The following is a 25,609-nucleotide window of genomic DNA, read 5'->3' on the forward strand; positions in this document are numbered from 1 at the left end:
TCAATAGCCGTTGGCGGAGGATGTCGAAATGGTTGCACCTGTTTTGTTTGGAAATCGCAAGGAACACTGGAATGCCGCGCATATGCTGCGTTGTGCGCATCCGATTGATGATTGCCACGGGATCGAACAGGCAGAAACCCGGCTGATCGCGCCGCTTTCCGTAGCCTTCCCGGATATCGCAATCCGCTCTGCACTGGCGATGCGTGGTGATTTCGCAGGCAATCACTGGCAGGCGTTCAGCGGGCATGTCCATGGACGCTTCGTGGCTCCCTTGTTCGGCATCCCCGCGACCGGGCGAATTGCACATATGCGCTTCGGGGTTTTCGAACGGATCGAGCACGACCAGGTGGTCGAGACGCTCGTGCTGCTCGATCTGCCCTCGCTGATGATGCAGGCAGGGGTCTGGCCGCTGGCCCCGGCGATCGGCAGCACGCTGATGGCGCCCCCACCCGCGACCGGCACGGCGTTCTGGCCCGAATCCGATGCTGCAGAGACGGCAAAGAGCCTGCACATGGTCGAGGCGATGATCGGCGGGCTTAAACGTTTCGATGGCTCGCTCGGCAGCATGGGCATGACATCGTTCTGGCACGATGACTTCTGGTGGTTCGGGCCCGACCCGATCGGCAGCTTCCAGGGGCACCGCGATTACGAACGTGGGCACCAGCACCCCTTCCTCACCGCGTTCCCCGACCGGGTCGGCGGCAATCACCGCGCGCGGTTTGCGCAGGGCAATCTGATCGCATCGACCGGCTGGCCGAGCATCCATGCCACGCATCTCGGGGGAGGCTGGCTGGGCCTCGCGCCTACCGGGCTCAAGGTCACGATGCGCGTGATGGATTTCTGGCGGCGCGACGGCGACCGCCTCGCCGAAAACTGGGTGATGATCGACATCCCCGACCTTCTGCAGCAGATGGGCATCGATATTTTCGCCCGGATGGCTGCGCTTACCGACAGGAGCTGACCATGGCAGAATATCTCAAGCGCGGTGCGACCGCCGAAGCTAAGGACACCGCGGATCGCAAGGTGCGCGATGCGGTTGAGGCGATCCTCGCCGACATCGAGGCGCGCGGCGACGACGCAGTGCGTGATCTGTCGATCAAGTTCGACGGCTGGGACCGCGACAGCTACCGGCTGACGCCAGACGAAATCCAGGGCTGCATCGATCAACTGACCGGCCAGGACCTCAAGGACATCGAATTCGCCCAGACCCAGGTCCGCAACTTCGCGCAGATCCAGCGCGACAGCATGAAGGACGTCGAGGTCGAGACCCTGCCCGGCGTGGTGCTGGGGCACAGGCACCTGCCGGTCAACGGCGCAGGCTGCTACGTTCCGGGGGGCAAGTATCCGCTGCTCGCCTCCGCACACATGAGCGTGATCACCGCGAAGGTTGCAGGTGTGAAGCGGGTCATCACCTGCGCGCCGCCGTTCGGCGGCAAGCCCGCGCCCGCCATCGTCGCGGCGCAGGCCATGGCCGGGGCCGACGAGATCTATTGCCTCGGCGGGATCCAGGCGGTGGGCGCAATGGGCATCGGTACCGCGTCCATCGCCGGCGTCGATGTGCTGGTCGGCCCGGGCAATGCCTTTGTCGCCGAAGCCAAGCGCCAGCTGTTCGGTCGCGTCGGGATCGATCTGTTTGCCGGGCCGACCGAAACCCTGGTGATCTGCGACGAGGTCGGCTGCGATGCCGAACTCGCGGCCACCGACCTGCTGGGCCAGGCCGAGCATGGTCCTGATTCGCCGGCGGTGCTGCTGACGACCAGCCGCACACTGGCGCTCGAGACGATGCGCGAGATCGAGCGCCTGCTGCAGATACTGCCCACTGCGGAGATAGCCCGGCGCGCCTGGGAGAACTTCGGCGAGGTGATCGTTGCCGAGGACGATGCCGAGATGGTCCGGATCGCCGACGAGATCGCATCCGAGCATGTCCAGGTGATGACCGCCAACCCCGATTATTTCCTTGATAACATGACCAATTACGGCGCGCTGTTTCTGGGTCAGCGCACCAATGTGTCGTTCGGTGACAAGGTGATCGGTACCAACCATACCCTGCCCACCAAGAAGGCAGCGCGCTATACTGGCGGGTTGTGGGTCGGCAAGTTCCTGAAGACCTGCACCTATCAGAAGGTGCTCACTGATGAGGCCTCGGCAATGATCGGCGAATATTGCAGCCGCTTGTGCGCGCTCGAAGGATTTGCCGGGCATGGCGAACAGGCCAACATCCGCGTGCGGCGCTTCGGTGGCCGCAACGTGCCATATGCTGGCCGCGCAGAGCCTGTTGCATGACTCTGCCTGTCACCCCCAGCTTCCGGCTCGACGGCAGGCGTGCTGTCGTCACCGGTGCGGGCCGAGGGATCGGCCTGGCGGCTGCCGCAGCGCTGGGGCAGGCAGGGGCGGAAACATGGCTGCTGGCGCGCAGCTCTGACGAGATCGAAGCTGCCGCAGCACAGATCGGGCCTTTGGCGCACGCCGCCGTGCTCGACGTGACCGACATCGCAGCAGTCGAAGCGTTCTTTGCTGGTCAGCCTGCGTTCGACATTCTGGTCAACAACGCCGGGACCAACCGGCCCAAGCCATTATGGGAGGTGAGCGAGGTCGACTATGACGCGGTGCTGGATCTCAACCTGAAGTCGGCATATTTCGTCACCCAGGCCTGTGTCGCACGGATGATGGCCGCCCGTGTACGCGGCAGTCTAATCCATATGAGCAGCCAGATGGGGCATGTCGGTGGCCCAAACCGATCGCTGTATTGCGCGTCGAAATGGGCGATGGAAGGCATGAACAAGGCGATGGCGCTGGACCTGGCATCTTATGGCATCCGGTCGAACACCATAGCGCCCACGTTCATCGACACTCCGCTTACCCGGCCGATGTTCGGGAACGAGGACTTCCGCCGGTCGGTCCTCGGCAAGATCAAGCTCGGCCGCATCGGCACCGTCGAGGATCTGATGGGAGCGATCCTGTTCCTGGCATCCGATGCATCGGCGTTGGTGACGGGCACAAGCCTCGTCGTCGATGGCGGATGGACGGCGGAGTGAGTTCAACTGGAAAATGTGGCAGATGTTGCGCCGTGGAGGCATTCTGCATGGCGACGGCACTGCATGGCGCGGGGAGGAATTTCATCGCCTCGCATTTGTTCAGACTGCGAACCGACAAGACAGGTTCCATCGGGCTTTAGGGTAATCGGGCATGCAGCGGTAGAATCAGTTGCTGTCGCAAGGTCGTGCCAGCCAAACGAGAGTGATTGTCAGCTGTTGGCAAATTCAGTCATTCGGCACGCCGCAGGGGAATGACCGCTAAGTTGTCTAATTGATTCTGGCATTGCTCTTCCTTTTTCCCGTTCGCCAATGGTTGTCTTCGAGGTCATCGGACAGCTGATGCAGCACTTTGTCCGAGCCTTCATGATCGCGGCCGAGCGGAATAGGCGGACGTCTCTGAGTCCCAAACGAGGTTTGACCCTCTACTTAGCTGACGAGATCGTCCGGGGCATGGCTGATCGGGAAGAGAGGCGCCGGGTTCAGGCCCAGCGGAACTCGGTCTCGTTCAACCAAAGCGTATGGAGTAATGCGGCGAGCTTCCGTGCAACGGCCGTTCTGGCACGCTTGGCGCCTTTGGCTTCGGCCATTTTCCTACCCCAAGCCTGAAGGGCGAATGGCCGCTTCACCTGGGAAAGCGCGACGTTGGCGGCTTCATAAAGCGCCTTGCGCAACATAGGGTCGCCCGCCTTGGAGATGTGGCCACTCAGGTCGCGTTCCCCCGATTGATTACGTCGGGGCGCGAGCCCTGCATAGGCGCCGACATCGTCACTTCGGGCAAAACGGTGCGGATCTTCGATGGTCGAGGTAAAAGTGAGCGCAGTAATCGGTCCGACGCCAGGGACGCTCATCAGCCGGGTGCAGACCTCATCCGTCTTTGCCCGCTCGTTGAGCAAACGATTGGATGCGCGCAGTTGCTCCTCAATGGCCTCCATGGACGCAATAAGCGGTGCAAACAGGGGCTTCAAATCTGGGCGCTGGGCATAAAAGGCAGTCAGGCGTTCGGCACGCCGACCTGAAGTTCTGGCAGTACCCATGCGCAAACCGAACAGTTTCAAGAGGCCGCGCAGCTGATTGGCCATCGCTGTCCGCGATGTGATCAGCTGCGACCGGATGCGCAGCGCGGCTCTGTCGATGTGAGTGGCTGCTGCCTTCATGTGGACGCGTTTGTACCAGCCCGTACGGGCCAGCTGCGCGAGCCCTTCGGCATCGTGGACGTCGCTTTTGTTGACCCGCGCGGAAAGGACACTCTTGGCATGCCGCGCACAGATGCATTCGACCGTGACGCCGCGTTCGACCAATCCGTGGTACAGGAACGTCGATAGCGTACCCGTCTCGAGGACCACGCGCGCGAGATTCGGGCAATGGCGGTTGAGCCACTTTGCCAAGGCATCGGGATCGCTCGCGACAACATCTCGCCGCACAACGCCACCTTCGATATCGACCACGCAAATGTGCGTTGTCTTGTCACTCACGTCCAATCCTGCATAAATCGACATCGGTCACCCTCCTGCATTGAAGCGCCAAAGAGATTTCGTACCATGCACGAGGGTGGCTAAATCAATTACGCGGTGTCCCAAACCCGGTCCTTCAGGCTGACCAGCAACTGCGAGCAACGAACGGCAGGCCTCAGGAAACGGCTGACACTGACTGGAAAGCGCGAAACGGGACGCAATGCTGACTGGCGGCTTACCGGAACGATCGCCCTCTGTAATGCCTTGGTACGCGAGATAGGTTCAGCCCCTCACAGTGATCACCGTCCAGACAAACCTCCACCAGCGTTGTAGGCCCCAGCCGGCTCGGCCCTCTCAATCGCTGACCTCATAAAACATCGGATTCCGTAGCCATTCCTCGACAGCCGATTCTCGCCACCCGCAGCATCGCTCGGCAAGCTTGACCTGCCTGGGGAAGGTGCCCGCCTGGATCTTGCGGTAAAGCGTCGCGCGTGAAAGCCCGGTGCGATCGAGCACGGTGTTAAGCCTAAGGAACCTGTCGGGTGCATGGGATGCCATGGCCATTGTCTCCATCCTGTGATGTGATCTGCCCCTGCCTGCGACGCAGATTGGCGATGTGCCGCTGCGCGTCAATCGAACCACTTGCGGTGATGTCGCAGGCAATGGGGCAGGGGAGCGCTGCTGGCTTGCAGAGGGAAATGGCAGCGTAAGCAGAATATTTCCGCTCACGACATCTCACTATGTTTCAGCATTCAGCAGCGCATCTGCGGACGCCGCTTTGCGGCGGCGTTTGCCCCGATCGGGCGGGACACCGGGGGCCGTCAATCGCCTCTAGCCACGCCAGGCCAGCGCGCAACCCGCGTTGCGGGTCCTACACTGCGTTGCGGTGCTTGTCGCATGCGCGCCGTCCGTTGCAGCGTGGCTGCCAGCTCTTCTTCGCCGCCCCCCAGCGTCCCTTCCGGGCCGGGGCCGGATGGAAGGAGACAAGGCCATGGAAAACACTACTACACGCAACAGCCTCTATACCGAGGTCACACAGCGCATCATCGCCGAGCTCGAGCAGGGACGGCTTCCCTGGGTCCAGCCCTGGGACACAGCACTCTGCGGCTGCACCATGCCGCACAACGCAGCAACCGACCGGCGCTACTCGGGCATCAATGTCCTGATCCTCTGGGCCGAAGTGGTCATGAGGGGTTATGGTTCCCAGCGCTGGCTGACCTACCGGCAGGCACAAGCCGCTGGCGGCAATGTCCGCAAGGGCGAGAAGGGCACGACCGTCTGCTATGCCGAACGCTTCACGCCCAAGGCCGAAGCCGAACAGGCACGCGGCGAAGACCGCGAAGCCAGGACCGTTGCTTTCCTCAAGCGGTTCACGGTGTTCAACATCGACCAGTGCGAAGGCCTGCCCGAGGACATGACCGCACCGCCGGTTGCGACCGATCCGGTGCTCGCCATCGACGAAGCTGATGCGATCATTACCGCTAGCGGTGCAACGTTCAACATCGGGGGCGATGCTGCGTTCTACAGCCCGGCGCACGACTTCGTGCAGGTGCCGCCGCAGGCCGCATATCATGAACCCATCAACTGGTACCGCACAGCTTTGCATGAGCTCGGTCACTGGACCGGCCACGCCAGCCGGCTGGACCGTGATCAGAAGGGTAGCTTCGGTTCTCAGGCCTATGCTCGCGAAGAGCTTGTCGCCGAGATGGCAGCCGCGTTCACCTGCGCATCGCTGGGCATTGCACCCACGGTCCGTCACAGCGATTACATCGCTTCCTGGCTCACCGTTCTCAGAGAAGATGACAAGGCCATCTTCCGCGCCGCAAGTGCAGCCAGCAAGGCCGCAGATTATCTGCTGAACCTGAAGGGAGACGCAGCATGAGCGTGCGTCTCACCCGATCCGAACGGCAGCAGCTGCGCCGCGCCGAGCGCGCCGTTGACAACATGTCGCCGATGCAGCGTGAGATATTCCTTGGAATCCGTGTTGATGAGCTCAGCTATGCAGAGCTTGCAACAATGCACGGCATCACCGTCACTGAAGTCGAGCATCACTTCGCAGGCGCCCTGCGCATCCTCGACCGACACATGCACGAACGCCACCACAAGTGGTGGCAGTTCTGGCGATGAACGCCAGCTTCCGCCTTGCCATTCACGAACCATCCCTACAGGGTGACCAGAGCCATGCGCACCGACATCGATCATCTTCCTGCCAACAAGCAGCGCGAGCTTGAGCGCGTGAAGCAGATCATCTTCGAAGAGTTCGAGGATGCGCTGGCGCTTGCCACGCACCAGTGGAAGAAGAAGGGCCGGATCGAGAAGCTGATCCTCTACGGCAGCTACGCACGAGGCGGCTGGGTTGACGAGCCGCACACGGCAAAAGGATATCGCTCCGACTTCGATCTGCTGATCATCGTCAACGACAAGCGGCTGACCGAGCGTGTCGATTACTGGCTGAAGCTCGAGGACCGGTTGATCCGCGAGCTGGCCATCGACCGGACGCTGCACACGCCGGTCAACTTCATCGTTCACACGCTGCAAGAGGTAAACGACGGGCTGGCGCATGGGCGCTACTTTTTTATGGACGTGGCCAAAGATGGCATCGCGCTGCACGAGGCCGACCAACGAGCGCTGCATACGCCCAAACCCAAGACTCCCGCGCAGGCGCTGGCGATGGCGCGGGAATATTATGATGAATGGCTACCCGGCGGTCAGCAATTTCTGGAAATGTCTCGGCTCGCGACTGAGCGGAAGTGGAATAAAAAGGCTGCGTTCCTGATGCATCAGGCCACCGAAAGTCTTTACCACTGCGTATTGCTGGTCTGCACTTTTTACACGCCCTACGTCCATAATCTCGGCTTTCTTCGCACTCAAGCCGAACGCATCGACATGCGTCTGGTCGATGCCTGGCCGCGCGACACGCGCATTGATCGCGCTCGGTTCGAGAAGCTGAAAGAGGCCTATGTGAAGGCGCGCTACTCGAAGCATTACCGCATCACCGAAGAAGAACTGCTCTGGCTTGGCGGCTGTGTCGAAGAGCTCGGCCGCGCGGTGCATGCCATCTGTTCGGAACGTATTGCATTGCTCGAACAAAAGCCCAATGAATGAGCCTCTGATCGAAGAGGATTAAAGATGGCTGACACCGAAATGCTTGTCGCTCTAACGGCTGATATTGTTGCTGCGCATGTCAGCAACAACAGCGTGTCGATATCGGATGTTGCTGGGCTTATCGGCAGCGTTCATAATTCGCTTTCCGGCCTTGGTCAGGAAGCAGAGCCGGAACTGAAGCCGGACCAGAAGCCAGCTGTCTCGATCCGGGCGTCGATCAAGCCCGACTATCTCGTCTGCCTCGAAGACGGCAAGCAGGTCACGATGCTCAAGCGCTATCTTAGGGTGAACTTTGGTATGACGCCCGACGATTACCGCGCCAAGTGGAACCTGCCAAAAGACTACCCGATGGTCTCGCCCAATTATACCGCGCGGCGCAGCGCGCTGGCGAAGGAATTTGGGCTCGGCAAAAGCGGGCGCGGCGGCAGGCCCAAGAAGACGGGCAGCAATTAAGGCAGGTCAGCTTGCCGAAAGGTCTGCGTCGTCGCTGCTTTGTATCACCTGACTTTCGGCGAGCGCGCTGGAGATCATTGCCGCCAGTGTCTCTTCGGCGCGAGCACGTACGATCGGGTCGGCTGACAGCAAATCCTGCCTCACCCATTGCGGAGCACGCGCAAGCACACTCAGCACCAGTTGGTTGATTGCCCCCGTCACGTTGCTGCCTATGCGCGATCACGATCTTTCCGCCAACTGGTTTTGCGCGAACGCTCGTGACCCTCGCCGCCGCCACAACAGCAGCTGCTGTTGGCGGTTGTCGCCTTTGAGCTTCGTCGCCGCTTCGATCAGCAGCCCGAGGATCACGGCGCGGTCGTCATCGGTGAGTTCGATGAGCTCCGCCTTGGCGATGAGCCCGCCGAGCTGGATAAGTTGCCGTGTCCGTTCGCGCCGTTTGACCCGCCAGTCTCGCATGTCATGCCGTGCCCGGTGCGCCAGCAGCCGGTTGCGTGTCTGGATCGATCGCTTGTGCGCCGCCAGTGTCCTTGCCAGCTGATCCGCGAGTGCTGGTGCTGCCCTGAAAGAACGCAGCGCCGCGTTTGCGCCAGGCCTCCTTTCGTGATGGATCGTCATTGCCGATCGCGGCGAGCAGAACGCCTGCCAGTGTCTCTGTGCCCAGCGCATCGGCTCCCGTCGCAATAACAAGCTCACCAAGCTGGGTCTGCTTGCGGGTCCTGAGCCGCTTTGCCTTGTCGTTGAGGGCTTGCAGTTCGGCGTCGTAATCGCGTGGTTTTCGCATGTCTGGCATCCTTCGGTTGTCGGTGAAGGACCAACCAGCTATCCCTCCCATCTCCCGCAGACAACAGGCTGGGTCATCGTGAGACCCCGTCATCCCGAGCGCGACCAGAACGGTGGAGGGCGCGCTTATACGTCGTGCCGACGTCGCTCTTTTGGCGTAAATGGATGGTCGCCATGGCGATCTATCACTTCTCGGCCAAAGCCATCTCCCGCGCTGCAGGATCGTCTGCGCTCGCCGCTGCGGCCTATCGCGCTGGCGAGCGGCTGCACGATGACCGGCTGGGCCGGGCCCATGACTTCACCAACAAGGCTGGTGTCGTCCACAGCGAAGTCATGCTGCCCGACGGGGCCGATGACGCCTGGCAGGATCGCGAGCGGCTCTGGAACGATGTCGAAGCGGCAGAGCTGCGCAAGGACGCGCAGCTGGCGCGCGAGATCGAGTTCGCACTGCCAAGGGAGATGACACAGTCACAAGCGATCGAGCTGGCCCGCGACTTTGTCCGCGCCGAGTTTGTCGATCGGGGCATGATCGCCGATCTCAATGTGCATTGGGATATCGGCGCTGATGGCGAAGCGAAACCGCATGCACATGTCATGCTGACCATGCGCGAGATCGTTGTCGGCGAAGATGGGAGCGCGACATTTGGCGCAAAGGTGCGCGACTGGAACCGTACCGAGCTCTTGACCCACTGGCGCGAGGCATGGGCCACGCATGCCAACCAGCGCATGGCCGAGCTCGATATCGATGCGCGCATTGATCACCGCTCGCTGGCAGCGCAGGGCATCGACCTGGAGCCGCAGTCAAAGATTGGTGCTGCGGCCTCGCGCATGGCAGGCGAGGGGCTGTCGCCCGAGCGGTTGGCAGAGCATGCCGATATTGCGCGCTCGAACGGCGAGAAGATCATCGCCGATCCGAACATTGCGCTCAGCGCTATCACCCATCAGCAGGCGACGTTCACCACGCGCGACCTTGCGATGTTCGCGCATCGGCACAGCGCCGACAAGGAGCAATTCGATGCTGTGATGTCGGCGGTGAAGAAAGCGCCCGAGCTTATCGCGCTGGGCAGGGACGGAAAGGGCAATGACCGGTTCACCTCGCGCGATATGCGGGAGACCGAACAGCGGCTGGAGCGCGCGACCATCAGGCTTGAAGCACGGCGCAGCCACGCTGTTCCTGATCGCTATCGCGAGTTGGCGCTCGCCAATGCAAAAGCGCGCGGAATGGACCTGTCCGCCGAGCAGCGCGGGGCGTTGGAGCATGTCACATCGGCAAAGGGCGTCAGCAACGTCATCGGATATGCCGGAACGGGGAAAAGCGCGATGCTGGGTGTGGCGCGCGAGGCATGGGTACGCGCTGGCTATACGGTGCAGGGTGCAGCGCTCTCCGGCATTGCAGCCGAAGGGCTGGAGCATGGCTCACGCATCCCGTCGCGCACGCTCGCCAGCCTGGAGCATCAATGGGGGCAGGGCAGGGAGCTGCTGACCAGCAGGCACGTGCTCGTCATTGATGAGGCAGGCATGCTCGGGACGCGGCAGATGGAGCGCGTCGTGTCGCATGCGCAGCAGCAGGGCGCGAAGGTCGTGATGGTGGGCGATCCGCAGCAGCTGCAGGCGATCGAGGCAGGCGCCGCGTTCCGCGCTGCGGCTGAGCGCCATGGCGCGGTGGAGATTGCATCGATCCGGCGGCAGCAGATCGACTGGCAGCGCGAGGCGACGCGTGAGCTGGCCACGGGCAGGACCGGGGAAGCGCTTGGTCGCTATGAGCAAGCTGGACATGTTCATGTCGCCGAGACGCGGGAAGCTGCGCGCGCCGATCTGGTTGACGCCTGGGATCGGGATCGGCAGTCTAAACCAGACGCCAGCCGGATCATCCTGACGCACACCAATGAAGAGGTCAGGGCGCTCAATGAGGCCGTGCGCGAGAAGGTTCGCTCCAGCGGTGACCTTGGCGAGGACGTTGCGCTCAAGGTCGAGCGTGGCGAGCGGCAGTTTGCCGATGGCGACCGGGTCATGTTCCTGAAGAACGAACGTTCGCTCGGCGTGAAAAACGGATCGCTGGGTACCGTCGAGAACGTCAGCGCGCCGCGCATATCGGTGAAGTTGGACGATGGCAAAGAGGTGGCGTTCGACCTCAAGGACTATGCGCATCTCGATCATGGCTATGCAGCCACGATCCACAAAGCACAGGGCATGACCGTCGATCAGGTCAAGCTGCTGGCGACGCCCGGCATGGATAGCCATGGGGCCTATGTTGCGCTGTCGCGGCACCGCACCCAGATCGATCTGCATTACGGCAAGGATGACTTTGCCAATCGCAAGGCACTCACCCGCACGCTCAGCCGCGAGCGGGGCAAGGATATGGCCAGCGATTACGCGCGGCAGCCGGAGAAGACCGCTGAGGTTCCGCAGCCACAGCGCGATGTTCGCACCGGTCTGAAGGTCAGCCGCAGTGGCCATCTGGCCGATTTGCTCAAGGGTGCATCAGTCGCCGAGCAGCGTGTGCCGGTCGTGCAAGCAAGAACGAAAGTTGCCTTGCCGGAAATGCCCAATGATCGTCAGGCGTTCGACAAGGCCGTGCAGCGGTTTGCGCGGGTGGCGCAGGACATTGTCGCCATGCGCGACAAGGGGCTTCAGCCGCTGGCCTCGCAGCGGACAGCGCTGGACAAAGCCGGGGCGGAGCTCAATGCGTTGAGGCCGGACAGCTTTGGCGATCTGCGCAAGGCGGTGAACCGGGATCTCAGCCTGATCCCCGAAGTGGTGAAGGGCCGCACGGACCGTGCCATCCAGGCGATGGAGCAGCAGGCACGGTTGCGCATCGAGGTGCAGCGCGTTGCCGCCGCCAATGAGCGGCGGGCCGATAGTTTTGTCGATCAGTGGCAGCGGCGGTCCGAGCAGTACCGGGCGTTTCGCAAGAGTGGCAGCGCGGCTGCTTCGGACAAGGTGCGGGCCTCGCTGGTCGGAATGGCGAAGGGGTTGGAGCGTGATCCTCAGCTTGAGTCGGTGCTGGCAAATCGGCGTCCGCAACTTGGGCTGGACGCCATGAGCACGAAAACGCTGTCTCAGGACCTCCAGAAATCGCTCGGGCTCTCGCGCGGGCTCGGCATGGGGATGTAGCCATGCGGGATGGACGATGCCGATATTGATCCCAATCCCGACGAATTCCCGATTGAGCAGGCGCTGGACGCTGTAGCCCGGCGGTTGGCGGGCGTCACGGCTGCCGTCGATGGCTTTGCTGAGCGGCAGCAGGATCTGCTTGGGCGCGATTACAGCGAAGACCTCGCCTTGATCCATCAGAGCTGCGAAGACCTGCGTGAGACGATCGATGCGTTGGCGCAGAAGCCCGCGCTGGCGCTGACACCCGAGATAATTGGTCGGCAGATCGAGGCGGCGGGTCGGCAGGTGCGCAAGGATGCCGATCTGGCTCGGGCTGCCGTCCACAATAATCTCCAGAATGCGATCAGCGCGCTCACCAGGATAACCGGTTCGGTGCGAACGGTCCGGCGGCAGAACCAATGGCTTGCCGGCGCTGCTGGCTTAGCTCTTGTAATGGGTACGATGGGCGGGGCGATCATCCTGCCTGCGATCGACTGGGTTGTGCCAGAAGGATGGCTGTGGCCTGAAAAGCGGGCAATGTCGGCATTGCGCCGCAACGGCTGGGACGCAGGGGAGCGGCTCATGTCAGTTGCCAACCCTGGCCGGTGGAGCAACCTGCAAGCTGCTGCTCAGCTTTCAGAGAAAAACAACGAGGCGATCAACAAATGCGCAAACCGGGCTTCCGAAAGGGGACTCAGAAGTGTTGGATGCAACATCGAGGTTGGAAAAACAGAACGTTGAAAAACCTTGGCCGACGTTGTTCGAGCAGCAGGCGATTCGCGATGGACGCGACCGTTAAATCAGCGAGAAGGTACGGCCAATCCCAGCCATTTCCTCGCCAAGCGCACAGATCTTGGCTTCGTCAAGGTTATGAGCAATATCACTTGCGGTAAGACCAAATACTACTTTGCCCTCGTGGTTTGTCAGTACCGTAGCCACAGTGACTACGCCGGGATACAGGGCTTCCCTATCAATGGCATACCCGGTTCGTTCTGCATAGCGGACCTCGCTAACGTAAGTGTCTGCGTCCAAATTGCCTTCCCAGCGCAACTGGTTGAAATGTTTTCGTAGTTCAGAATCGGACATTTTCAGCCGCGCAGCATAGGCCCGACCAACCGCGCCTGCCATGAAAGGAAGGCGTTGTTTGATCTCCATGTCCAACCGGATGGCGCGTCCTCCCACAGCGCGTTCCAGCAATGTCATCCTGCCATCATGAGCTTTCCAGAGCCCAACCAGACAATTTGTCTCGGTTGCCAGGCGATTTAGCTCCGTACGGATCTCGTCAACGATAGATTCTTCCAGGAGTTTGCTGCTGAGGGCCAGCAGGCCTCTGCCGATTTTGTAGGTTTTGCTCAACTCGTCAAACTCGACGGCATTCTCTGCCACAAGCGTGCGCAGTATATTGAATGCCGTGGAAGGGTTTACTTTTGCATCGCGGGCAATAGCGGTCACCCCCAAGGGCACATTGCTTGTTGAAAGCAGTCGTAAAACCCGGAAAGCCTGCACCACCGCACCAACCATTTTGACCGGTTTCTCAGTGCCAGTGTCATTCGCCATAGTCGGTTGCTAGCCCATTGTGCCTTGCAGGGTCAATCGACGCCTTAGTGCAGTGATATCACCCAGCGCTTCCGGACGAAGGCGGCCCGCCGCCATAAAGGGATTTGATGCGCACCCTGTCTACCTTTTCATTCGCCAGCCGCGGCAAGGGACCGTCAAGCATGATGATGTGCTGCGGCAGCTTGAACCCAGCCAACCGCGTTGCGCAATGGTCGATTAGGTCTTTCGGGGTGACAGGTTCGGATAGATAAACGCAGGCGCAGGGGGCCTCCGTAAACTTGGGATCCTTGATGCCGAAGACCGCCGCCTCGGTGACGGACGGATGCGTCAGCAGGACCGATTCAATCTCGGCTGGCGACACATTGAAGCCGCCCGACTTGATCATCTCTTTGGCACGATCGACAAATTTGAAATAACCGTCCGCGTCTACAGTGCCGATATCGCCGGTGTGCATCCATCCCCCCGCCAAAGCCTCTGCTGTAGCATCAGGATCGCGCCAGTAGCCCAGCATCAGGCCAGGCCCCTGCAGCAGGATATGTCCAGGCTCGCCCGGATCACATTCGGTTCCGTCATTGCGCACGATCCTGAAGCGGGAAAAGGCCAGGCCTCTCCCACAAGAGTAGGGGTTGATTAGCGCCTCGTCTTCACTGGCAATGATGGCGCCTCCGCCCACTTCGGTCATGCCATAAAGCTGGCGGACAATCACGCCGGCGGCGCGCCAACGTTCCAGCGTTTCAATTGCTGGTGTCGCGCCACCTATGCGTGCGAAGGTAAGGGCAGACAGGTCTGCCTTCTCAAACGCTTCGAGTTTCGAAATCTGATCATAAATCATCGGCACGCCGATGAAAAAGTTGATCTTGTGCTCTGCCAGCGTCTTGAGCGTGTTCTCGGCATCATATTTGCTGGTGAAATGCAGTGTCCCCCCCAGAGTGCTGGTGAACAAGATTCCCCATGGAAGGCCGGGCGAGGAATGCAGCCCCAGCGGCATCATGGCGCGGGTGTCTGCGCCCAACCGGGAATCCAGCAGCATCATCTCCATGAACTTTGCGAGATAGTTGCCATGTCCCATCATCGCCCCTTTTGGACGGGCAGTACTGCCGCTTGTGAAGATGATCATGGCCGGATCATCGGAGGTCACGCGCACCTCTCGCCAGCCAAGCGCAGCCCCCTGTTGGAATCGGTCAAGGCCTTCAATGGCGAGTGTCGGCGTTTGCACTCCGGCATCAGCAAGCCGCGCGGTGCGATCCGCATCGGCGATAATCAGTCGTGCCTGGCTGTGATTGGCAAGATAGGCCATCTCTTCGCCAAGCAGCCGGTCATTGAAGGGCGCGATTATGCCACCAGCCTTCAGGATGCCAAAGGCACCCGCGATCCAAGCGATAGAATTTGCACCAGCCAAGGCCACGACGTCCCCGGCCGCGATCCCCAGTTCTGCCAGATGTTCCGCTATGCCGTCGCTCCAGCGCGCCATGTCACCATATCCGATGGCCTCGGTCTGGTTGAACATGGCGACCGGCTTGTCTGGGGCTCGCCTGGCCCAATAGGCCAGCCCGTCATGCATCAGCCCATTGCTGGTCATGAAGCCTCCACACAGGAATCGAGCTGCTTATAGTACATGGGGATGGTGTTCTCCATTCCGCCATAGGTCATGTAGCGCAGGGCCTTCGACTCCAGGCCTTCCTGCGAAATCTCTGCAGCGCGGAAGTCCTCTTCGCCAAAGACCTTGAGAATCAGCTCCAAAGATCGTGCAGCCACTTCTTCGGCCTTTTCGGTTTGCGGGGCCTCCAGCGTCAGCATGTAATAGTCGACATTTGTTTCACGCTCGCTGACAGGCATCAGGATCATAAGGCTGATATAATAGGGGCTGGTGATCAGCACCGCATTGGGAAACAGCTGATAGGCGAAAGTGACCGTCTTGTGGATGTTCTCGCCTGGTATGTCGACCATGTCGGGCTGGAAGTTGACCTTGCCTGCGGTCTTGCGCTGGTGAGGCCCCAGCAGATCGATCACGCGGGTCACGTCGCCGAACAGTGATCCGATCGACGCAGCGTGCAGGCGCGGCACGTGGTAGCTTTCCATGAACGGCTCAAGCACCAGCTTCCAGTTTGCCTTGAGGTTGAAGGCGCGATGTCCGTATACATGAGCGGTGGGGATATCGAGGCTGACAAGATCGGCTTCGATCTCCGGCACCAGAGCGGAAAAATCCGGCTCCGCGTCACGGTCGAGACAGGCCCAGATCAGCCCTCCGAACTCACGCGACGGCAATTCGGCGAGGTTGAAGTCCGCCTTGTTTACCGCTTCGAACGCATCCTGCCGTGCAATGGCAATCAGTGAGCCGTCGAGCCCATAGGTCCAGGAATGATAGGGGCACGTGATCCGCGAAAGCTTCTGCAGCGCGCACCCTTCGACCAGCTTTGCGCCCTTGTGCTGGCAGGCGTTCAAAAACACCCGCAGCGTGCCCGCTTTGTCACGCACCAGCAGCAGTGCCATGCCATAGCCATGATGGGTGATCGCGGTGCCCGGCTGGCTGATTCTGGCTGATGGCATGATGGGCACAGCCATCTTGCGAAACACTGTGTCGCGCTCCTGCTCGAAGCGCGCACGTTCCGTAAAATGCGCAGCCGGATAGCGGACCGTCATAACCGGCGGTGGCTGGGTTCCATAAGGCGGAATCTTGCGGATAGCTTCTATCTGGCTTTCATTCAGGGATTCCAGCGTATGCATGCGCCGAGAAGGGACCTGAGTGATCGGGGTATGTTCTGCATCCATCGTCTTGTTCCCGGACATGTCAAAGAGTGTCGGCCGAGCCGAAAAGTGCGGTGCTGGTGACAGAATCGCCGGGGCCGCCTGCCATCAGCGAAAGCCTGGCGCCCGGTACCTGATTGCATGATGTGCCCCGAAGCTGCCGAACCGCCTCAACCACCAGACCCATGCCGTGGATGAAGCCATCGGCGATGTTCCCGCCAGACGTATTGATCGGCAGCGTGCCGTTGGGCGCAATCAGATTTTCCAACCGGATGAACGTCCCTGCGGTCTCCGCCGTACAAAAGCCGTGATCGATCAGTGCGGCGACGGCCATGCCGCTGAAGTTTTCGTAGATCTGCGCAACATCGACATCTTGAGGCCCGTAGCCCGACTGCGCCCACAGCCGCTCGGCAAGCTCGATAAAGCCGACGCTTGTATAGGGCTCGTGATTGTCCTCGCGCGATCCGGCGGTCCGCGATGCGCCCATGGCGCTCGCCAACAGATAGGCGGGCTTCTGTCGCAACGTCTTGGCCCGCTCTGCCGATACCAGGATGACCGCTGCTGCGCCGTCGCTTTCCCGGCTGCAGTCGAACAGGTGGTATGGCTCGGAAATCCAGCGTGACGCTTCGTAAGCTGCGTGATCCACCGGCTGGCCGTAGCCTGCGGCACCAGGGTTGTTCTGCGCATGGTGATATCCGGCGCGGACGACCGCTTCCAGCGTCTCGCGCGGCACCCCGTCATGCTCGATCATCCGCTGGCTGCGCATCGCAGAGCGTTGCAGCACCATGTCGATGCCGTTGACCAGAAACTGTGCAGGCGTATCGCCCTGCGTCACTGCGACCTGCAACCGCTGGTTGCTCGCCTCGGCCATGGCCCGGTAGACAACCACAATTTCGGCTTGGCCAGCGATGATTGCCTGTGCAGCGATGCCGATTGCAGCCGGAATGCCTCCACCATGTGTCCAGGCAAGCGCTGCATATTTTAGCGACTTCGTGCCAAGGGCAGGCAGCAGTTGCTGGGCGGTATTGCGTTCCGATCCATAGGAAACGAAGCCATCGATATCGGCCGGATCGATGCCCGCATCATCACACGCAGCGACGATTGCGCGCAGTGCCAGCTTCATTTCGGGATCAGGCGACGTCCCCCTTTTGTAATAGGGCGTCTGGGCGATGCCGACGATCGCCGTCGATCCTCGCATCGGGTTGGGGGTGCTCATGCAGCGTCTCCGATTATCTGCCAGGCCATGGTGACATAACCCTTGGATCGTTCGTCTGCTGGAAGAATGATCCCGCTTACCGGGGCGCCGATGCGCAAGCCCGATTCATCACCATGCAGGATGCCGGCAACGCGCGCGCCATCTGCCTGAGGCAGTTCGACCAGCAGCGTGACGAACGGAACATCCACCCGGCGCTCGCGCACAACATCGGATACCGCATGGTTGCGCGTCCAAGTGTAGATCCGGCCGACCGGCTCGATCGCTTCCCACACGATGCCCCATGATCCGCAGTCGCCGCAGCGCCAATGAGCAGGCCACATCCAGCGGTTGCACCCACTGCACCGCGAAATCGCAAACTCGCCGCGCTCCAGCGCTGCCCAATAGCCTTCATCCGCGCCAATTCCGCCGCGAATCCGTGAAGATGTGTTCAAATTATCCTCCCTTTGTGGAGACTGGCGTCTGGTGCGCCGCCAAAGGTGTTGACTGTCAATTCCACAGCGCCACACCCGAGTCAATAAATGAGAATGATATTCTCCATTTAGAATATCCTACTCTCATCACATCATGTGAAATGTCTTGGTGACCAAATGGGCAGCAATGCCTTCGGGCCCGTCTTCCGATCCGTAGCCACTGTCCTTCATCCCGCCGAACGGGCTGTCGGGCCAGCTCAGTCGCACATTGTTCACCGCGATCATTCCGGCCTCAATATCGTCGCCAAGTCGGTTCTGGAGCCTGCCATTTTCGGTGAAGCAATAGGCAGCAAGGCCGTATGGCAACCGGTTTGCCTGCTCGATTGCCTCATCTGGCGTTGCAAACGGCGTCAGCAGTGCAAGCGGACCAAACGGCTCCTCGTTCATGGCCCGGGCCGTCAGCGGCACATCGGCCAGAACGGTCGGAGCCACAAAAAAGCCTGCATCAGACGCAAACGGTTGACCGCCCGCCAGCACGCGTGCCCCAGCGTTGCGGGCATCCTCTACAAGCTCGTTGATCGCCATGGGACGGCGCGGATTGGCCATCGGTCCCATCTGCGTGGCAGGGTCCAGCCCGCTCCCGACCGTGATCCGCTGCGTGCGTTCGGCAAAGCCTTGAGCAAACCGTTCATAGATATCTTGTTGCACATAGAAGCGGGTAGGCGCGATGCACACTTGGCCCGCATTGCGAAACTTGTTTGCGACCAGTGTGTCGAGTGTCTGCTCCAGATTGCAATCGTCGAACACCAGCACCGGACCATGGCCGCCCAGCTCCATGGTCGTGCGCATCATCGTATCGGCGGCCAGCCGCGTTAGATGCTTGCCAACCGGAACCGACCCCGTGAAGCTAAGCTTGCGCGTGACGGGCGAGGCCAGCAGATGACGTGAAATCTGGTCAGGTACGCCAAACACCATCTGGGCCACGTCTCCGGGAAGTCCGGCGTCCTGAAAGCAGCGCATTACTTCGATCGCGCATCCTGAGGTTTCCTCACTGGGTTTAATAATGACCGAGCATCCAGCTGCCAGCGCAGGCGCAAGCTTGCGTACCACGTTGAGGGCAGGAAAATTCCAGGCGCAGAATGCGGCCACCGGCCCCACGGGCTGTTGCAGCACCATCGAGCGGGTTCCCTTGGGGCGCTGCAGCACGCGGCCATAAATGCGCTGCGCTTCGCCGGCATGAAACTCCAGAATTGCCGCCGCGAGGCCAATCTCGCCCTTGGCTTCCGCCACCGGTTTGCCCTGTTCCAGTGTCGTGATCGTCGCGATCCGCTCGGTCCGCTCGCGCAACAATGCGGCCGTCTTCATCAGAATGGCGGCACGTTGTTCTGGCGCAGTTGCACGCCACAGGCTGAACCCGCGAGCTGTCGCTTCAAGCGCAAGATCAAGGTCTGCAGCCGTCGCGACCGGCAGAGGGGCGAGCGTTTCTCCCGTTGCTGGGTTGAGCACATCGTGGGTATCGCGCCCTTCGCCAGAGCGCCATTCGCCAGCGATGTAAAGTCCGAGTTTTGCCTCATATGCGGTCATGATGATTGCTCCATAATGGCTTTGCTGATTGCAAATTGCGCGGCGGTTTTGTGCCTGATCACATCGATCGTCACTGTTGGCGCGGTCTCGATCAGCACCAGTCCGGCACTGCGATCGCAGGTGAAGACGGCCAGGTCCGTTATGATCAGATCGACTGCCGCCACGCCGGTGAGTGGCAAGGAACAACGATCGAGGATCTTGGCGCTCCCGTCCTTGCTGACGTGCTCCATGAGGACGACGATGCGTTTGACCCCCGCCACCAGATCCATCGCGCCGCCCATACCCTTCAGCATTTTCCCAGGCACGTTCCAGTTGGCGATGTCGCCGAATGCTGAAACCTCCATTGCGCCCAGAATGGTAACGTCGATATGCCCGCCCCGGATCATCGCAAAGCTTTCAGATGACGAGAAAAAGCTGGAGGTCGGCAGTTGGGTGACCGTCTGCTTGCCCGCATTGATGAGGTCCGCGTCCTCATCCCCATCGAAGGGAAAGGGGCCAGTGCCCAGCATGCCATTTTCCGAATGCAGCGACACATCGATATCGCCGGGAATGTGGTTAGCCACAAGTGTGGGGATACCAATACCCAGATTGACATAGTCGCCATCGCGAAGCTCGCGCGCTGCCCGCGCGGCCATTTGGTCCCGGGTCCAGCTCATGCTGCATCCTCACGTTTTCGAACGGTGCGCTTTTCGATTCGCTTTTCATTGATCGTCGCAAGCACGATCCGGTCGACATAGATGCCCGGTGTGTGAATTGCGTTGGCATCGAGCACGCCAGCCTCGACAATCTCTTCCACTTCCGCGACTGTAATACGGCCCGCCGTAGCCATGGCCGGATTGAAATTCTGTGCGGTCTTCCGATAAATCAGATTACCCTCGGGATCCGCCTTCCATGCCTTGACCAGTGAGACATCGGCCTTCAGCCAGCGCTCCATGACATACTGGTCGCCCTCGAAGGTATCGACGCGCTTGCCCTCGGCCACGACGGTGCCCACGCCGGTGCGGGTGTAGAATGCCGGAATGCCTGCTCCGCCCGCTCGGATGCGTTCGGCCAGTGTACCTTGCGGGTTAAGTTCCAGCTCCAGTTCGCCGTTCAGGAACTGCTGCTCGAAAAGCCGGTTCTCACCGACATACGAAGAGATCATCTTGCGGACCTGTCGATTGTTCAGCAGCGTCCACAAGCCGAACCCGTCGGCCCCTGCATTGTTCGAGATAATTGTCAGGTCGCGCACACCCGAACGTTGGACGACATCAATCAGGCTTTCAGGGTTGCCCGACAGGCCGAATCCTCCCGACATCAGCGTCATGCCGTCAGACAGCAGCCCCTCCATGGCCGCATCGGGGCTTTGGTAGATCTTGTCTTTCACAATGGTTCTCCGGCCGCGTGCGCGCGTTCTGCAACACTGGCCTCCGCTTTCGGCAACCAGCGATAGAGCAGAACCAGGGCGAGCGTGGAGACTGGCATGACCAGCAGCAGCGAAAGGATCGCAGTTCCAAGATCGCCGGTCCAGATCGAGACGCGTCCGACCATATAGGGGCCTAGCGCCAGTCCGATCATGGTGATGCTGAGGAAATAGCAGGCGGTCGCGAGCCCGCGCATCCGGGGCAGCACCAGATCCTGCGTGGTCGCTGCTGCCGCACTAAGCCCGGTGCTGTGGAGCACCGTCATGGGCAAGATCAATGCGTAAAATACGGTGAGATTGTCGGTTGAGAACATGATCACCAACGGAATGACTGGTGCCAGCGCAGCGAAAATGATCACCAGAATGCGTCCGCCCGGATTGCTGCGACGCAGCCGGTCGGCGACTCGACCGCCGATGTTGAGGCCGATAAACCCGCCGGCAGCGCCGCCCCCGCCGATGATCAGCCCTGCGGTGGATTTGTCGGCGCCAAGAACGCTTTCCGCGTATGGCAGAGACCAGAACAGCACCGCATAATTGACAAAGGCTATCAGACCGTAGCCGACCAGAACCGCAAGAAATGCGGGTGTTCCCCATATAAGCTGAAACGCGGGTGCATCCCGCTTCTTGAGCGCTACAGCCCAGCTGTAGATTGCATAAAAGCCGATGCCGACAGCCACCCATTGCGCTACATCACCGGTAAGCACGATCAGCGCATATGCCAGCAGCGTAATGATCACGAGACCTAGCAGATTGCGCCAAAGCACACGCGCGCCTTGCCGGGCAGCTGCGATCAGAGATAACGGAAAGATGATGGTCATCAGTTCGGCGAAGAATTCACGGAACGGGTGCGCGACCGGCCGGGTGGGTAGCCCTTCCGACAGCCCGCGTACCGGCTCGCGTAAAGTGGCTACGACGAGCGCCAGCAACAGTCCTGGAATGCCGACTGCCATGAAACTGGCCTGCCATCCGACTATGCCGTTCAGCCCGCCGGGATAAGCAGCGTCCCAAGCCTTGACGATTACCGCACCGATAAAAAGCGAGAGCCCTGCACCCAGATACATTCCTGACGAGTAGACCGCCAGTGCACTGGCGCGCTTGTTCCTTGGAAAATAGTCCGAGATCAGCGAATAGGCGCACGGGCTGGCAGTCGCCTCGCCCACGCCGACGCCAATGCGCGCTGCCGTAAGCTGGGCGCCATTCCGGGCAAGCCCTGACAGCGCGGTCATCGCCGACCAGACCGCCAGGCCGATCGTTATAAGCCGCACCCGGTTCCAGCTATCTGCCAGCCTCCCCATCGGGATGCCAAACAGTGCATAAAACACTCCGAACGCGGTACCGTAGAGAAATCCCAGATCGGCGTCAGTCAGGCCCAGGTCGCGTTTGATATCCAGCGCCAGCACGCTGATGATTTGGCGATCCACGAAATTGATCGCGTATACGACCGCAAGCAGCCCAAGCACCCAGTTGCTGTACGCGGTACTGGGCACTTCGGTCAGCGTGCGACCGATCGAAAAGCCAGCTGGCTTGGCAGCCGGTGAGGATGTCGCCACCATCAGCGGCTTTCCAGCTTGCGGTCCTTGAACGATTTTCCGCCCACACCCCAATTGGTATCGGGTACCTCGTTGATGATGACCCGAACCAGTTCGCGCGGCGCGTTGACACTGACAGCAAAGGCGTCTGTGATACCCGCAATCAGCTTGCGCTTCTGCTCTTCGGTCGTGCCTTCGATCAGGGATACATATGCAAGCGGCATCATTCGATCTCCAGCCAGATGGCTTTACTTTTGAGGTATTTCTCGAAGCCGGGTCGCCCCATGTCTTTGCCCAGACCCGATCTTTTGTAGCCGCCAAATGGCGCGGTAAAATCTGTCCGGCGGCCCCAGTCGTTGATCCACACCGTCCCGCTCTCGATCGCCTGCGCAGCCTTGAAAGCCTGGCTGATGTCTCGGGTATGCACAGACGCAGTCAGGCCGTACTCTGCGTGGTTGGCGAGCGCGACGCCCTCATCGAATCTGTCGAACTCCTGGACCGCAAGGACCGGGCCGAAGATCTCTTCGCGAATCGCAATGCTGTCAGGAGCCATGCCGCTGAGCATCGTGGGGGCAAAGAAGGACGCGCCGTCGTGTGCAATCCGTTCGCCGCCGCACACCACCTTTGCACCCTCGGCAACACTCGCCTGAACGATGGAGTCGATCCGCGCGATCTGGCGTTCGTTGATGATCGGGGGCATATTGGCAGCGGTGTTCCACGTCTCGCCGAACTGCAGGCCGTGCATCGTTTCGGCGATCTTGGCTGTCAGACGGGCTGCGATGCCACGCTGTACGACCAGCCGCGAGCCTGCGAAACAAACCTGCCCCGAGTTGTAGGTAATGCCGCGGGCGATCATGGCAGCCAGCCGGTCGAGGTCCGCAGCGTCGTCGAACACGAGTTGCGGTCCCTTGCCTCCCAGTTCCAGACTGACTTGCTTGAGTCCGGTTTCGGCAGCCGCAGCCATGATTCGGGCGCCGGTTGCACTTGATCCGGTAAAAGTGACGTAATCAACGCCGCGGTGCCGCACCAGCGCATCGCCTACCGCACCATCGCCATGGATGACATTGAAAACGCCGGCGGGGAGGCCTGCTTCCAGCGCCAGTTCTGCAAGCCGAGTCGCAGAGAAGGGGGTGAGTTCAGATGGCTTGAGCACGACAGCGTTGCCCGCCGCCAATGCTGGCGCAAACTTCCAGGACGACAGGATCATCGGAAAATTCCAAGGCGAGATTGCCGCAACCACACCATGCGGTTCATGCACGGTGAAAGAGAGCGAATTGCGCGGCGTTGGTGTCACCGCGCCGTCGACCTTGTCAGCAAACTCGCCGAAATAGCGCAGCACACCTGAAACGACTTTCACATCGCGCGCGATGACCTCGCTGTAGATTCGCGCGGATACCAGCGATTCCAGCCGTGCCAACTCCTCAGCATGGGCGTCGACCAGATCGGCGAACCGCGCAAGCAGTTCGGCGCGCTCGCGCGGCGCCAAGGCAGCCCAGCCTGGCGCGGCGAGACGGGCAGCCTGCACCGCCTGATCCACTTGCGCATCTGAAGCCCAGCCGACCGGTCGGACAAGCGCGTGGCGAGAGGGGCTGTGGACATCGTTAAGCGTGACACCTGCGCACCGTTCACCACCGATGATCAGATGCGTGGGTGGATTTACCTGGTCGGGATCAAAATACATGGTTTTCTTTCAGGGAAAGGGCGCCTGCGACGCAGCGGGTATCCGCTCGCGCACGGTCATGCGGATTGCTGATGATCTGTTTTGCAGTGCGAAGGGTCTGCATCCAGGATTACAGTCTTGAGTTCAGTAAACGTCCTGATGCCTTCGGTGCCGCCTTCGCGACCGATGCCCGAGCGCTTGAAGCCGCCAAATGCCAACGAGAAATCGGTGCGCCAGGAATTGTGCCCTACTGTGCCCGCCTGTAGCTGCCGCGCGACCGCATACGCCCGGTCGGGGTCATTGGTGAATACCGAGGCATTGAGCCCGAAATCGCTGTCGTTCGCTATTGCAATCGCTTCAGCTTCGCTGGCAGCTGCAATCACGCTTACCACCGGACCGAATATCTCTTCGCGCGCGATGGTCATTGCATTGTCGACCCGGGCGAAAATCGTTGGCTCAATATAATATCCACGGACGAGATGACGCGGGCGGTGGCCGCCAGAAGCCAGAATCGCGCCTTCGGCGATACCCTTGGCGATATATCCTTCCACCCGCTCGCGTTGGGTTAAAGTAGCAAGTGGTCCCATCCGGGTTGCCGGGTCGAACGGATCGCCTACCCGGATTGCCGCGAACTCCGCTGCAAGCGCGTCGACAAATTCATCGTGCCGCGCCGCAGCGACGATCAACCGAGTCAGTGAGGAACACACCTGACCCGAGAGGTTGGGCGCCATCGCCGCAATTGACCGCGCGGCTTGTGCGGGATCGTAATCGTCAAGGATCACCGCAGGCGATTTGCCGCCAAGTTCCAGAGTGCAGCGCGCGATCCTGCCGCCGCACAATGCGCCGATCCGTTTACCTGCAGCGGTAGAGCCCGTGAAGGTGATCTTATCCACATCGGGGTGCGTGACCAGAAGCTCTGACACGTCCCGGTCGGCGGTAATCACATTGATGACGCCCGGCGGGAGCCCGATCGCTTCGGCCATCTCGGCTAGCAGATAGGCGTCACCCGGTGCCTCGGGAGAGGACTTCACGATGATGGTGCAGCCTGCCAGCAGGGCAGGGGCACATTTTGCGGCAATGGCTAGGAACGGCCCGTTCCACGGTACTATCGCCGCAACTACTCCGACCGGCTCATGCACAAGAAGTCCCAGTTTGCCGCCGCGTCCCGGCTCACGCCTTTCCTCAAACGGAAAGGTTTCTGCGAGCTCTGCTGTGCGCGCAAATTCATCCCTGCCCGACGAGAATGTCGCCATTCCGGCGCTAAACAGGGCACCCACTTCGCCGGTCCATAAGGTTGCCAGATCGGCATGGCGCCGCACCACTTCCTGTGAAAGCCGCCTTAAATAGTGTGCCCTTTCACTCGTGGGCAGGCGGGGCCAGGGACCGTGGTCGAACGCGCGACGTGCAGCAGCCACGGCCCGCATAACATCCTCAGGCGCCGCCGCAGGAACAGTGAACCAGACGTCCTCGGTAGAAGGCATGACGACAGGAATTCGCTGTTCAGTCGATGGGGCGACCCATTCGCCACCGATGAAAAAGGCATCCAGCCTTTCGCTCGGTAATTGCGGCATGCCAGAAGCCATGCATCG

At 60.8% G+C, this 25,609-nt stretch carries 25 protein-coding genes; 9 read left to right on the forward strand and 16 right to left on the reverse strand.

Annotated features, from left to right (window positions below):
* Window positions 1-82 precede the first annotated feature (82 nt).
* The 3 genes from ACK4R0_RS01200 to ACK4R0_RS01210 are packed head-to-tail and all read left to right on the forward strand — an operon-like array spanning window position 83 to window position 3,035.
* Window positions 83-961 carry an ester cyclase gene (locus tag ACK4R0_RS01200; RefSeq protein WP_409668998.1) on the forward strand — a complete coding sequence of 293 codons (879 nt, stop codon included), beginning with the start codon at window positions 83-85 and terminating at the stop codon, window positions 959-961.
* Window positions 962-963: 2 nt separating this feature from the next.
* Window positions 964-2,283, forward strand: coding sequence for a histidinol dehydrogenase (gene hisD, locus ACK4R0_RS01205; protein WP_409669001.1), 1,320 nt, complete (start codon window positions 964-966; stop codon window positions 2,281-2,283).
* A complete protein-coding gene (locus ACK4R0_RS01210) occupies window positions 2,280-3,035 on the forward strand; it encodes an SDR family NAD(P)-dependent oxidoreductase (RefSeq protein WP_409669004.1) in 756 nt (251 codons plus the stop codon). The genes hisD and ACK4R0_RS01210 overlap by 4 nt, the downstream gene beginning before the upstream one ends.
* 479 nt (window positions 3,036-3,514) lie before the next feature.
* Here ACK4R0_RS01210 and ACK4R0_RS01215 read toward each other — a convergent pair whose 3' ends face one another.
* On the reverse strand, window positions 3,515-4,531 hold the full coding sequence (locus tag ACK4R0_RS01215; RefSeq protein ID WP_409669007.1) for an IS110 family transposase: 1,017 nt from the start codon (window positions 4,529-4,531) through the stop codon (window positions 3,515-3,517).
* Between the two features lie 309 nt (window positions 4,532-4,840).
* A complete protein-coding gene (locus tag ACK4R0_RS01220) occupies window positions 4,841-5,044 on the reverse strand; it encodes a helix-turn-helix transcriptional regulator (protein WP_409670854.1) in 204 nt (67 codons plus the stop codon).
* A gap of 433 nt (window positions 5,045-5,477) precedes the next feature.
* Here ACK4R0_RS01220 and ACK4R0_RS01225 point away from each other — a divergent pair, with 433 nt between their 5' ends.
* The 4 genes from ACK4R0_RS01225 to ACK4R0_RS01240 are packed head-to-tail and all read left to right on the forward strand — an operon-like array spanning window position 5,478 to window position 8,044.
* Complete coding sequence (locus tag ACK4R0_RS01225) at window positions 5,478-6,368, forward strand: ArdC family protein (protein ID WP_409669009.1); 891 nt, start codon at window positions 5,478-5,480, stop codon at window positions 6,366-6,368.
* The gene (locus ACK4R0_RS01230) at window positions 6,365-6,613 is read left to right on the forward strand and encodes an RNA polymerase sigma factor (protein WP_409669012.1); all 249 of its coding nucleotides are present in this window, start codon (window positions 6,365-6,367) and stop codon (window positions 6,611-6,613) included. The genes ACK4R0_RS01225 and ACK4R0_RS01230 overlap by 4 nt, the downstream gene beginning before the upstream one ends.
* Window positions 6,614-6,667: 54 nt before the next feature.
* Window positions 6,668-7,591, forward strand: a complete 924-nt coding sequence (locus tag ACK4R0_RS01235; protein ID WP_409669014.1) for a HEPN domain-containing protein — start codon at window positions 6,668-6,670, stop codon at window positions 7,589-7,591.
* Between the two features lie 24 nt (window positions 7,592-7,615).
* Window positions 7,616-8,044 carry a MucR family transcriptional regulator gene (locus ACK4R0_RS01240; RefSeq protein ID WP_409669017.1) on the forward strand — a complete coding sequence of 143 codons (429 nt, stop codon included), beginning with the start codon at window positions 7,616-7,618 and terminating at the stop codon, window positions 8,042-8,044.
* A 219-nt stretch (window positions 8,045-8,263) separates the two neighbouring features.
* Here the strand turns inward: ACK4R0_RS01240 and ACK4R0_RS01245 are convergent, their stop codons facing one another.
* Together ACK4R0_RS01245 and ACK4R0_RS01250 are read right to left on the reverse strand one after the other, a co-directional pair.
* The gene (locus tag ACK4R0_RS01245; protein WP_409669020.1) at window positions 8,264-8,500 is read right to left on the reverse strand and encodes a conjugal transfer protein TraD; all 237 of its coding nucleotides are present in this window, start codon (window positions 8,498-8,500) and stop codon (window positions 8,264-8,266) included.
* A gap of 1 nt (window position 8,501) precedes the next feature.
* Window positions 8,502-8,825, reverse strand: coding sequence for a conjugal transfer protein TraD (locus ACK4R0_RS01250; RefSeq protein ID WP_409669023.1), 324 nt, complete (start codon window positions 8,823-8,825; stop codon window positions 8,502-8,504).
* A 173-nt stretch (window positions 8,826-8,998) separates the two neighbouring features.
* Here ACK4R0_RS01250 and traA point away from each other — a divergent pair, with 173 nt between their 5' ends.
* Window positions 8,999-11,938 (forward strand): Ti-type conjugative transfer relaxase TraA, encoded by a 2,940-nt coding sequence (gene traA / locus ACK4R0_RS01255; protein WP_409669025.1) that lies wholly within the window; start codon window positions 8,999-9,001, stop codon window positions 11,936-11,938.
* A 9-nt stretch (window positions 11,939-11,947) separates the two neighbouring features.
* Window positions 11,948-12,658: a DUF6118 family protein gene (locus ACK4R0_RS01260; RefSeq protein ID WP_409669028.1), complete on the forward strand. Its 711-nt coding sequence runs from the start codon at window positions 11,948-11,950 to the stop codon at window positions 12,656-12,658.
* A 54-nt stretch (window positions 12,659-12,712) separates the two neighbouring features.
* On the opposite strand, the gene ACK4R0_RS01265 is transcribed toward ACK4R0_RS01260, so the two are convergent.
* From ACK4R0_RS01265 to ACK4R0_RS01320, 12 genes are read right to left on the reverse strand one after another with little or no spacing between them, the layout of a single operon-like run.
* Window positions 12,713-13,474, reverse strand: coding sequence for an IclR family transcriptional regulator (locus ACK4R0_RS01265; protein ID WP_409669031.1), 762 nt, complete (start codon window positions 13,472-13,474; stop codon window positions 12,713-12,715).
* A gap of 58 nt (window positions 13,475-13,532) precedes the next feature.
* Complete coding sequence (locus ACK4R0_RS01270; RefSeq protein WP_409669034.1) at window positions 13,533-15,053, reverse strand: class I adenylate-forming enzyme family protein; 1,521 nt, start codon at window positions 15,051-15,053, stop codon at window positions 13,533-13,535.
* Window positions 15,050-16,243 carry an aromatic ring-hydroxylating oxygenase subunit alpha gene (locus ACK4R0_RS01275; protein ID WP_409669037.1) on the reverse strand — a complete coding sequence of 398 codons (1,194 nt, stop codon included), beginning with the start codon at window positions 16,241-16,243 and terminating at the stop codon, window positions 15,050-15,052. The genes ACK4R0_RS01270 and ACK4R0_RS01275 overlap by 4 nt, the downstream gene beginning before the upstream one ends.
* 19 nt (window positions 16,244-16,262) lie before the next feature.
* Window positions 16,263-17,435, reverse strand: a complete 1,173-nt coding sequence (locus ACK4R0_RS01280) for a thiolase C-terminal domain-containing protein (RefSeq protein ID WP_409669040.1) — start codon at window positions 17,433-17,435, stop codon at window positions 16,263-16,265.
* On the reverse strand, window positions 17,432-17,941 hold the full coding sequence (locus ACK4R0_RS01285) for a Zn-ribbon domain-containing OB-fold protein (protein WP_409670857.1): 510 nt from the start codon (window positions 17,939-17,941) through the stop codon (window positions 17,432-17,434). Before ACK4R0_RS01285 ends, ACK4R0_RS01280 begins: the two co-directional genes overlap by 4 nt.
* Before the next feature lie 51 nt (window positions 17,942-17,992).
* Entirely contained in the window at window positions 17,993-19,429 is a 1,437-nt protein-coding gene (locus ACK4R0_RS01290) for an NAD-dependent succinate-semialdehyde dehydrogenase (RefSeq protein ID WP_409669043.1), read from the reverse strand.
* Window positions 19,426-20,085: a 3-oxoacid CoA-transferase subunit B gene (locus ACK4R0_RS01295; protein WP_409669046.1), complete on the reverse strand. Its 660-nt coding sequence runs from the start codon at window positions 20,083-20,085 to the stop codon at window positions 19,426-19,428. The genes ACK4R0_RS01290 and ACK4R0_RS01295 overlap by 4 nt, the downstream gene beginning before the upstream one ends.
* Window positions 20,082-20,795 (reverse strand): CoA transferase subunit A, encoded by a 714-nt coding sequence (locus ACK4R0_RS01300; protein WP_409669049.1) that lies wholly within the window; start codon window positions 20,793-20,795, stop codon window positions 20,082-20,084. Before ACK4R0_RS01300 ends, ACK4R0_RS01295 begins: the two co-directional genes overlap by 4 nt.
* Window positions 20,792-22,384: an MFS transporter gene (locus tag ACK4R0_RS01305; protein ID WP_409669051.1), complete on the reverse strand. Its 1,593-nt coding sequence runs from the start codon at window positions 22,382-22,384 to the stop codon at window positions 20,792-20,794. Before ACK4R0_RS01305 ends, ACK4R0_RS01300 begins: the two co-directional genes overlap by 4 nt.
* Window positions 22,384-22,587 carry a tautomerase family protein gene (locus ACK4R0_RS01310; RefSeq protein ID WP_409669054.1) on the reverse strand — a complete coding sequence of 68 codons (204 nt, stop codon included), beginning with the start codon at window positions 22,585-22,587 and terminating at the stop codon, window positions 22,384-22,386. Before ACK4R0_RS01310 ends, ACK4R0_RS01305 begins: the two co-directional genes overlap by 1 nt.
* Window positions 22,584-24,041: an aldehyde dehydrogenase family protein gene (locus ACK4R0_RS01315; protein ID WP_409669057.1), complete on the reverse strand. Its 1,458-nt coding sequence runs from the start codon at window positions 24,039-24,041 to the stop codon at window positions 22,584-22,586. The genes ACK4R0_RS01310 and ACK4R0_RS01315 overlap by 4 nt, the downstream gene beginning before the upstream one ends.
* A gap of 56 nt (window positions 24,042-24,097) precedes the next feature.
* Entirely contained in the window at window positions 24,098-25,603 is a 1,506-nt protein-coding gene (locus tag ACK4R0_RS01320; RefSeq protein ID WP_409669060.1) for an aldehyde dehydrogenase, read from the reverse strand.
* Window positions 25,604-25,609: the final 6 nt, after the last annotated feature.

It is taken from the genome of Blastomonas sp., from assembly GCF_046294995.1.
In the GTDB taxonomy this organism is placed as follows: Bacteria; Pseudomonadota; Alphaproteobacteria; order Sphingomonadales; family Sphingomonadaceae; genus Blastomonas.